Consider the following 9,090-nt stretch of genomic DNA (forward strand, 5'->3'; position numbering starts at 1 on the left):
AGTCTTTACGCTAAGCATGAGTTTAACCGAGGCTAGATTATGAAGTTATTAAAAGCATTTTGGCGAAAGCTTCGCACACCGAGTAAAGCCGCGGTGGGGCTGGTGTTGGCGCTGGGCTTTATTGGCGGTATTTTGTTTTGGGGGGCTTTCAACACCGGTATGGAAGCCACCAATACTGAAGCCTTTTGTTCAGGCTGCCATGCGCCAATTGTGGCTGAAATACAAGAAACCATTCACTATTCCAACCGTTCAGGGGTAAGGGCAATTTGCTCCGATTGTCATGTGCCTCATAACTGGACCGATAAAATTGTTCGTAAAGTTCAGGCCAGTAAAGAGCTAGTGGCTTTTGCAATGGGTACCATCAGTACTCAAGAAAAATTTGAAGAACGCCGTAAGTATTTGGCGAGCCGAGAATGGCACCGTATGAAGAGCAATGACTCCCAAGAGTGCCGTAATTGTCATGAGTTTGATTACATGGACTTTTCAGAGCAGCGCCCGCGTAGTGTTGCCCAGCACCAAGATGCCCTTGCCAGTGGTGAAAAAACCTGTGTGGACTGCCACAAAGGCATTGCCCACCGTTTACCGGATATGAGTGGTGTTGAAGGCTGGCAATAAAGACAAGGAAAATACATGAGTACCTTAGAATCGATTATTTGGCACGTATTGGGTTATGCGGCCATGCCAACCATATTGGTGATGGGCTTTATTGGGGTGGCTATCGTCTCTTTGGCGATCCTGTCCAAATGGGATAAAGACCAGTAACTTGTTGGTAACAAGTCTTTTAATTCACGGGCTTAGTAGGCATTATTAGCCTATTAAGTCGTTTTAAGCTGAACTGAATGGACACAAACTGTTTCGTTACTATTACAGGTGTGGTGCTCGCTGGCGGTCAATCTCGCCGTATGGGTCAAGATAAAGCCAAGCTTAACTGGCAAGGGCGTAGTTTGCTGGCGGCTCAGCTTCAGTTGTTAGAGTCGGTATTGCCCACACCCGCGCTAGTCAGTGGCAGCTATTCAGAGTTTAACTGTATTGCCGATCAACAACCCTCTCTAGGTCCCTTATCTGGCCTCGCTAGCTGCCTAGAGGCGCTGCCCGAGCAATGCTGTTTGTTTATTCCGGTTGACATGCCGTTAATTCACCAACAGCTATTGCATTACTTACTAGAGCAGTATCGCGCAGCGCCGGGGAATTATTTTTGTGAAAACAGCGTATTTCCAATTATTGTGCAGTCTACTCAAGCTAACCGAGCTAGTTTGCAAGCCGTGTTGGACTATCCGCAGGCTAAACAAAGATCAATTAAAACCTTTCTTCATTCTATTAAAGCCACTGAACTTAGCTTACCTTCGCAGTGGGCGGGTGCCTTGGTTAATACCAATACGCCGCAGCAGTGGCAGCAAGTGCAACAATTCGTCGGGGATAAATCATGAGCCATTTGGCCAACGATAAACAAACATTTTTAAATATTGCAGTGCTTACCGTATCAGATACGCGTGATGAAACTACAGATAGCTCTGGTCGTTACTTGGCTGAAGCGCTAGCTGAAGCAGGGCATAGCCTAGCGGATAAAAAAATTGTGGTAGACGATGTTTACCAGATCCGTGCGGTACTGAGCCAGTGGATAGCCGATCCAAAGGTTGATTGTGTTATTACGACTGGTGGCACCGGCTTTACTGCAAGGGATAATACCCCAGAAGCAGTAAAAGTTTTATTCGATAAAGATATAGAAGGCTTCGGTGAGCTGTTTAGATATATTTCTTACACAGAAATTGGTACTTCTACCGTACAAAGCCGTGCCTTAGCTGGTTTTGCCAACAAAACCGTTATTTTCTGTGTCCCTGGGTCAACTAACGCCTGTAAGACTGCTTGGCAAAAAATATTGTTAGAGCAGTTAAATAGCACTCACAGACCGTGTAATTTTGTGCCGCATGTAGGTTAGATTTATGAGTCAGTTCAGTCATATTAGTGCCAAGGGCGAAGCGGTGATGGTTGATGTGTCGGACAAGTCCGAGACCAAACGCATCGCCAAGGCGCAAGCGCTGATAAAAATTAATCAGCAGACGGTAGCCAGCTTAGTGGCAGGCGAACACCATAAAGGGGATGTGTTTGCCTGTGCTCGAATCGCCGGCATACAAGCGGCTAAGAAAACTTCAGATTTGATCCCTTTATGTCATCCCTTGATGTTAAGTAAAGTCACCATTGATTTAAGCTTAGACGAAGCCGCGGGTGAGATTAAAGTGCTGAGCACAGTAAAACTCAAGGGGCAAACTGGTGTCGAGATGGAGGCCTTAACCGCGGCCAGTGTCGCTGCGCTGACCATTTACGACATGTGTAAAGCGGTGCAAAAAGACATCGTGATTAGCGAGTTAAAATTGCTTGAAAAACACGGTGGAAAGTCGGGTGAGTTTATCGCTGAAGAAGGTTAATAAATGTTAGTTAAGGTACTTTTTTTTGCACGCCTAAAAGAACAGTTAGGTGAGGTGGCTACTCAAGTAGAGTTGGCTGACGGTGAAAATAGCCAAGATTTAAAGCAGCAGTTAATAGCGCGCGGCGATAAATGGCAGGCCCTAGCCGACAGTTCAATATTGATGGCGGTGAATCAGCAACACATTAGTCAGCCAGTGGCTTTGCATAATGGTGATGAAATTGCATTTTTCCCACCGGTAACGGGTGGATAAATGATTAAGGTTCAAACTGAAGACTTTGACGTCGCTGAGCAGTATCAGTTGTTAAAGCAGCGCAGTAGTGCTGGAGCCATCGTGTTTTTTGTCGGCTTGGTCCGCGACATGAATTTAGGCTCTGAGGTGAGCGGCTTGCATCTGGAACATTATCCTGGAATGACGGAAAGCCAGTTGCTAAAAATTGTTGAGCAAGCCAAACAACGCTGGCCAATTCAAGATGTCAGTTTGATTCATCGAGTGGGCGATCTTGAGGTGAATCAGCAGATCGTATTTGTTGGGGTTAATAGCCCGCACCGAGAGGCCTCGTTTGCCGCTTGCCAGTTTATTATGGACTACCTGAAAACCGAAGCGACCTTTTGGAAAAAAGAACGCAGTGCCCAAGGTGATAATTGGCTAGATGCACGGCAAAGTGATGTTAAAGCTAAACAGAAGTGGTCTTGAGTGCTAACTAAACCTGTCTTGAGTTAAGCGTAAACTCAAGACAGGTTTACATTACAATTTACACAATGGGCTCGCCAAACATTTCGATAGTGACTTGTTCGCCTGCTTCTACCGAACCTCTTTGCTGTTCTAAAACTATAAAGCAGTTGGCTTGGCTAAGGCTGGTAAATATAGCGCTGCCTTGTTTTCCGGTGCTGCTGACTTGCAATTGTCCGTGTTGGTTAAGCTCGGCGTAGCCGCGCTGAAAATCGATTCTACCCGGTGATTTTTTGAGTTTGTTCGTGGTACAGGCTGGTAACCTTAAGGGCGCTTGATAGTTCCAACCACTGGCCTTGGCAATCACTAGCATTGCTAATTTATAAAAGGTAACAAAGGCCGATACTGGGTTTCCGGGTAGCCCTACAAAATAGGCTTGGCTAAGCTGGCCAAACGCGAAGGGCTTGCCCGGTTTAATGGCCAGCTTCCAAAAGTTAATTTGACCTAATTCGTCTAATACTAACTTGGTATAGTCGGCTTCTCCGACCGATACTCCGCCGCTACTAATTACTACATCGGCACGTTGATTGGCGTCAAGGAAGGCACTTTTTAATCGTGTTTGGTCGTCTGGGATAACCCCTAAGTCGATGATCTCGACCGGAAGTTTTTCCAGTAATGCGCGTATGGCAAAGCGATTGCTGTCGTAGATTTGACCGTGCTCTAGTGCTTGTCCGGGCGCGACTAATTCATCCCCACTAGACAACAACGCAATTTTTAGCCGGCTTTGTACACTAACCCGGTTAATCCCCAGTGTGGCAAGTAAGCCAATGTGGCTGGCATTGAGTTTGGTGCCAGCATGAATCACGATGTCACCTTGCTTGATGTCTTCACCTTTAAAGCGAACGTTTTTGCCTTTGCTCAATGCTTGGGTGAATACGATGTTATCGTCAAATTGTTGGGTGTTTTCTTGCATTTCTACGGTGTCGCACCCTTGAGGTAGCGGGGCGCCGGTCATAATTCTTAGACAGTGGCCGGGAATTAAGGAGTACTCTTGAGTATCACCCGCTAGTACCTTATTGGCTAAAGGTAGTGTGCCATTTGGCGGCAGTTGCTCTGCGCATAGGGCGTAGCCATCCATGGCGCTGTTATCAAACGGTGGGATATTCAGCGGTGAAACAATGTCTTCGGCTAATATGCGGTTTAAGGCCGATTCAAGGTTTATGTTCTCTATGTGGGTTTTGCATGATACTTGATTAAGCAAGCTTGACTGGGCTTGTTCTAAAGGCATTAAGCCTGACTGATTGCAACAATCCATTGAAGATCCTGTTATTCGATTATCTGAGGAAACGGGGGTGATTTTTTACTATTTAGCTTAAATTATCGCATTTTTATTTGGCTTCATCACTTCACCACTAGTCTAACTTAATTGGTTGATAATGCTAACAACTGTTGCAACTTTGGCGTATCTATAGGCTGCTTTTGTTAAATAGCGGCATTTTCATTATCTTTAGCCGCAAACTGAGATTATAACCGCTGTGTAATTAGGACGTTTTAGGCATTAAATGGGCATAAATTTTCAGTAATTACTTTTAACCTAAGCCTATACTGTATAACATACCGTTTACAAGTGGTTCTGGATCACGTTTTTCTGGTGCAAGGGAGTAGATATGTCTAGTGAGGTGACACCTAGTTTGGTAGTTCGAGCGATTTCCAGTATCGAACTTTACCAGTTTTGTGAGCTATTAATGGAAGCCGCAAACTGGTTTGAATCTAGAGGGGAGCCTTTGTGGAAGTTTGACCAAATAACGCCTCATTCGTTGTTAGCCAATTATCGCTTAGATGAAATGTATATGGGTTATTTGGCTGGCAAACCAGTAGCGGCGATGGTACTAAACAACCGTAGCGGCGGTATAGAAGTTGATGCCAATATCAGGCGAGCGAGTTTGTTTATGCATAAGCTTACGGTGGCGCGTGAATTCGCAGGTAAAGGCCTAGCCAAGTTAATGGTTGATTGGGCTCGCCGCTATGCAAAAAAACAAGGTTTTAGTTTGCTGAGTTTGATTTGTAATTGTCGAGATGAAAGGTTGCGCTGGACGTTAAGCCAATTTGGCTTTGATGAAGTTGAACAGCTTAATGCTCAATATCAGTTGCAGCGTTATTTTTGTCTGGATTTGGAAAACTGCAAGGTTGCTTTAGAGCCTAGCCATCATAGTTCACCTCGTTTCAACTATACTTTACTTAAAGAAAACAAACCGTTAATGGGGTAACTCGTGTTTCGTTTAAAGGCTTTGGCTAAGGGTAGGGTACAGGGCGTAGGTTATCGTTATCATGTTCAGGTTGAAGCGACCAAACTGAAGTTGGTCGGATACGCTAAAAATCTGGCATCGGGTGATGTAGAAGTTTACGCCGAGGGAAGCGAAGCAGACTTACTTAAGCTGTTGAATTTTTTATATAGTGCCTCACCGTATTCTGCGGTAGAAAGCGTTGAAACATTAGAGTTTGTTGCTATTGAGCAGCCCCGTTGTACTCGATTTAGCAGTTACTAGTGGCATATTGCTAAGTGTATTGAGCAAGCTTTAAGTAGAGTGCAGCAAGAAGTAAAAAGGCGCCTAGAGGCGCCTTTCAAATTACATGACTCGCATGCCGGGTTGGGCACCGTCGTCAGGGCTTAATACCCAAATGTCTTTACCACCTGGGCCGGCCGCTAGCACCATGCCTTGAGACTCGCCGAAACGCATCTTACGCGGCGCTAAGTTAGCCACCATCACGGTGAGCTTTCCTTGTAAGTCTTCTGGCGCATACGCAGATTTAATGCCAGCAAATACTTGGCGAGTTTCATTGCCAAGATCTAGCTCCAAACGTAATAGTTTTTCCGCTTTTTCTACATGCTCGGCTTTCACGATGCGGGCAATCCGTAAATCAATTTTGGCAAAGTCGTCAAAACTAATGGTATCGGCGATGGGTTCGATCTTGCTTACGGCTTCACTATTAGCGGATTGCTTAGGCTCGGGTTCAGCTTGGCTTAAACTTTCTTTAGAGGCATCAACCATGGCCGCGACATGGTCCATGTCGATACGCTGCATTAAGGCTTTGAAGCTTTCAATTTTGTGCGATACCAAAGTCGTGCCAATTTCTGACCAAGTTAGTTCTACGTTTAAGAATTGCTCTACTTTTAGTGCTAGTTGTGGAAGCACAGGCTTTAAGTAGGTGATCAGTATCTTAAATAGGTGGATGCCCATAGAGCAGACTTGATGAGCGCGCTCTATTGTTTGCTCTTCTTTGGCTAGCTGCCAAGGTGCTTCCTCAGCAATATACTGATTGGCCTTGTCTGCCAACGCCATAATTTCGCGCATCGCCTTGCCAAACTCTCGTCCTTCATAAAAGGCGGCAATGGTTTGTTCTGCATCGATAAATTCTTGCAGTAACTCCGGTTTGCTCACGGTGGCCGATAAGGTGGCGTCAAAGCGTTTGTTAATAAAACCGGCGGTACGGCTAGCAATGTTAATCACTTTACCAACCAAATCAGAATTAACCCGCTGAGCGAAATCATCAAGATTTAAATCTAGATCATCGATTCTGTTATTGAGCTTAGCGGCGTAGTAATAACGCAAGTATTCCGGGTCGAGATGGTCTAAGTAGGTGCGGGCCTTAATAAAGGTACCGCGAGACTTAGACATTTTGGCCCCATTTACCGTTACGTAACCGTGCGCGTATACACTGCTTGGCTTGCGGAAGCCCGCACCTTCTAGCATTGCTGGCCAGAACAAACTATGGAAGTAGATAATATCTTTGCCGATGAAGTGATAGACTTCAGCGTCTGAGTCTTTGCTCCAGTAATCGCTAAAGTCTAAATCGTCACGCTTATCACACAGGTTTTTAAAGCTGCCCATGTAGCCAATCGGCGCATCCAACCAAACGTAGAAATACTTGTCTTCGGTATTAGGAATTTTAAAACCAAAGTAAGGCGCATCGCGGCTGATGTCCCATTGTTGTAAACCTTGCTCAAACCATTCGTTGAGTTTGTTAGACATTTCTTCCTGTAAAGAACCAGAGATCGTCCATTGTTTGAGCATGTTTTGAAAAGCGGGTAGGTCAAAGAAGTAGTGCTCAGAATCTTTTAGCACCGGCTCGGCACCAGAAATCACCGACTTAGGAGAGACTAAATCGGTAGGGCTATAAGTGGCGCCACAGTTATCACAGTTATCACCGTTTTGGTCTTCACTACCACATTTAGGGCAAGTACCTTTAACAAAGCGATCAGGCAGAAACATGTTTTTCTCAGGATCAAACAATTGAGAAATTGTTTTTGTTTTAATGTGCCCGGCTTGATTTAGCTTGTTATAAATTTCTTCAGACAGCGCCTGATTCTCGGGGCTATGGGTTGAGTGGTAATTATCAAACTCAATATGAAAATCTTTAAAATCCGCACTGTGTTCTTTATGAACCTGTTCAATCATCTGTTCCGGTGTCATTCCCAATTGCTGAGCTTTTAGCATGATGGGAGTGCCGTGGGCGTCATCGGCGCACACGTAGGTACAGCGATTACCACGCAGCTTTTGGAAACGAACCCAGATATCGGTTTGAATGTATTCTAATAAGTGGCCTAAGTGGATAGGGCCATTAGCATAGGGTAAGGCACTGGTGACCAGTATTTTGCGTTGTTCGTTTGTCATGGGATTTAACGTAAGCTCAGTCAATTAACAGGTAATTCAAGGCAGCCAATGTTACCTTAAGCTAAGGATAATGCCTAGGGGGAGATGTTGTTTGGCCAAGGATTTTCGCTTTATGCACACTCACTTAAGCAGAAAAATTTGTTACTCGCCAAGACAAATTTCAATGTAGTGCTTAGGGAGATTTGTCGCCTTGCGTTCAATAATCTAAGCAATCAATTCCCGCTTATACTTGGTGACTAAAATCTGCTTAAAAGCGGGCTTTCGAAGGCCACTATTGATGACTAATGCTAAGCTTGAGCATATAATTGCGGCAAACTTACTGGGCTTATTCTATGCAAAATCAAGATCATAATATTGTCGTAATTGGTATTTCAGGTGCATCGGCTTCTGGAAAAAGTTTATTTTCCCAAACTATTGTTAATGATATTCGGGCAGAGTTAGGGGACAGTTGTATTGCCGTCATTAATGAAGACAGCTATTACAAAGACCAGAGCCATCTTACGCCAGAGCAGCGTAAGCTAACCAATTATGACCATCCCAAGTCGATGGACCACGACTTATTAGTTAGTCAGCTAAAACTGTTAAAACAAGGTATTAGCATCGAGCAGCCGCAGTACAGCTATAAAGTGAATAATCGTTTACCAGAAACCAAAACAGTTGCGCCCACCAAGATCATTGTATTGGAAGGCATTTTGTTATTTACCGATCCGGCAATACGCGAACAATTGGATATCAGTATTTTCGTAGATACGCCACTGGATATTTGTTTGGCTCGGCGCATACAACGTGATGTAAAGGAACGTGGGCGCACTTTAGATTCGGTATTGGCACAATATAACAATACGGTTCGTCCGATGTTTCTGCAGTTTGTTGAACCCTCTAAGCAGTACGCCGATGTTATCGTACCTCGCGGCGGTAAAAATCGCATTGCTATCGATATTATTAATGCCAAAATTCGTCATTTACTGGCTTCTTAACTCGCGGTTTTGCGGTTTCCAGTGCTGAGAGATTGAGCGCATTATTTGTAAGTCACTCACTTATCATCAATAGTATAAGCTGTTGTTGATATGACTTAGTTGTTAGGGAAGATTATGAAAAAGTTGCTTTATGTTATAGCCGCTGTGCTGATTGCTTTTGTTGTAGTAATAGTGGTGGCCGTTTCCTTAGTTAATACCGACGATATTAAACAGCTGTTGGTGAATAAAACTAAAGAAGCGACCGGGCGAGACTTGGTAATAGAAGGGGATTTATCTTGGCGCTTTTTCCCTAGCATCGGCTTTGAGTTGGGCAAACTTCGTTTAGTCGACCCACCTGAATTTGGT

At 44.5% G+C, this 9,090-nt stretch carries 13 protein-coding genes; 11 read left to right on the forward strand and 2 right to left on the reverse strand.

What is annotated here, in order from left to right:
• The first annotated feature begins 39 nt into the window (after nt 1-39).
• The 7 genes from ACQY6Q_RS18255 (at nt 40) to moaE (ending at nt 3,119) form a co-directional block, all read left to right on the forward strand.
• Nucleotides 40-615: a NapC/NirT family cytochrome c gene (locus tag ACQY6Q_RS18255; RefSeq protein ID WP_427983626.1), complete on the forward strand. Its 576-nt coding sequence runs from the start codon at nt 40-42 to the stop codon at nt 613-615.
• Nucleotides 616-630: 15 nt separating this feature from the next.
• Nucleotides 631-762 carry a TIGR02808 family protein gene (locus tag ACQY6Q_RS18260; protein ID WP_083481454.1) on the forward strand — a complete coding sequence of 44 codons (132 nt, stop codon included), beginning with the start codon at nt 631-633 and terminating at the stop codon, nt 760-762.
• Nucleotides 763-839: 77 nt separating this feature from the next.
• The gene (gene mobA / locus ACQY6Q_RS18265; RefSeq protein ID WP_427983628.1) at nt 840-1,427 is read left to right on the forward strand and encodes a molybdenum cofactor guanylyltransferase; all 588 of its coding nucleotides are present in this window, start codon (nt 840-842) and stop codon (nt 1,425-1,427) included.
• Complete coding sequence (moaB, locus tag ACQY6Q_RS18270; protein ID WP_427983630.1) at nt 1,424-1,936, forward strand: molybdenum cofactor biosynthesis protein B; 513 nt, start codon at nt 1,424-1,426, stop codon at nt 1,934-1,936. Before mobA ends, moaB begins: the two co-directional genes overlap by 4 nt.
• A 4-nt stretch (nt 1,937-1,940) precedes the next feature.
• Nucleotides 1,941-2,423 (forward strand): cyclic pyranopterin monophosphate synthase MoaC, encoded by a 483-nt coding sequence (gene moaC / locus ACQY6Q_RS18275; protein WP_427983631.1) that lies wholly within the window; start codon nt 1,941-1,943, stop codon nt 2,421-2,423.
• Between the two features lie 3 nt (nt 2,424-2,426).
• Nucleotides 2,427-2,675 carry a molybdopterin converting factor subunit 1 gene (gene moaD, locus ACQY6Q_RS18280; RefSeq protein ID WP_427983632.1) on the forward strand — a complete coding sequence of 83 codons (249 nt, stop codon included), beginning with the start codon at nt 2,427-2,429 and terminating at the stop codon, nt 2,673-2,675.
• Nucleotides 2,676-3,119: a molybdopterin synthase catalytic subunit MoaE gene (gene moaE / locus ACQY6Q_RS18285; protein WP_427983633.1), complete on the forward strand. Its 444-nt coding sequence runs from the start codon at nt 2,676-2,678 to the stop codon at nt 3,117-3,119. It begins immediately after the preceding gene.
• A 58-nt stretch (nt 3,120-3,177) separates the two neighbouring features.
• Here moaE and moeA read toward each other — a convergent pair whose 3' ends face one another.
• Nucleotides 3,178-4,410, reverse strand: coding sequence for a molybdopterin molybdotransferase MoeA (moeA, locus tag ACQY6Q_RS18290; RefSeq protein WP_427983634.1), 1,233 nt, complete (start codon nt 4,408-4,410; stop codon nt 3,178-3,180).
• 352 nt (nt 4,411-4,762) lie between these two features.
• On the opposite strand from moeA, the gene ACQY6Q_RS18295 reads away from it, so the two are divergent.
• Complete coding sequence (locus ACQY6Q_RS18295; protein ID WP_427983636.1) at nt 4,763-5,362, forward strand: GNAT family N-acetyltransferase; 600 nt, start codon at nt 4,763-4,765, stop codon at nt 5,360-5,362.
• Nucleotides 5,363-5,365: 3 nt separating this feature from the next.
• On the forward strand, nt 5,366-5,641 hold the full coding sequence (locus ACQY6Q_RS18300) for an acylphosphatase (RefSeq protein WP_427983638.1): 276 nt from the start codon (nt 5,366-5,368) through the stop codon (nt 5,639-5,641).
• 81 nt (nt 5,642-5,722) lie between these two features.
• Here the strand turns inward: ACQY6Q_RS18300 and metG are convergent, their stop codons facing one another.
• On the reverse strand, nt 5,723-7,768 hold the full coding sequence (gene metG / locus ACQY6Q_RS18305; protein WP_427983639.1) for a methionine--tRNA ligase: 2,046 nt from the start codon (nt 7,766-7,768) through the stop codon (nt 5,723-5,725).
• Between the two features lie 332 nt (nt 7,769-8,100).
• Here metG and udk point away from each other — a divergent pair, with 332 nt between their 5' ends.
• Together udk and ACQY6Q_RS18315 are read left to right on the forward strand one after the other, a co-directional pair.
• Complete coding sequence (udk, locus tag ACQY6Q_RS18310; protein WP_427983640.1) at nt 8,101-8,745, forward strand: uridine kinase; 645 nt, start codon at nt 8,101-8,103, stop codon at nt 8,743-8,745.
• A gap of 114 nt (nt 8,746-8,859) precedes the next feature.
• On the forward strand, nt 8,860-9,090 hold a 231-nt coding region (locus tag ACQY6Q_RS18315), incomplete at its 3' end, for an AsmA family protein (RefSeq protein WP_427983642.1).

Origin of the sequence: Agarivorans sp. (assembly GCF_050295395.1) — a bacterium.
In the GTDB taxonomy this organism is placed as follows: Bacteria; Pseudomonadota; Gammaproteobacteria; order Enterobacterales; family Celerinatantimonadaceae; genus Agarivorans.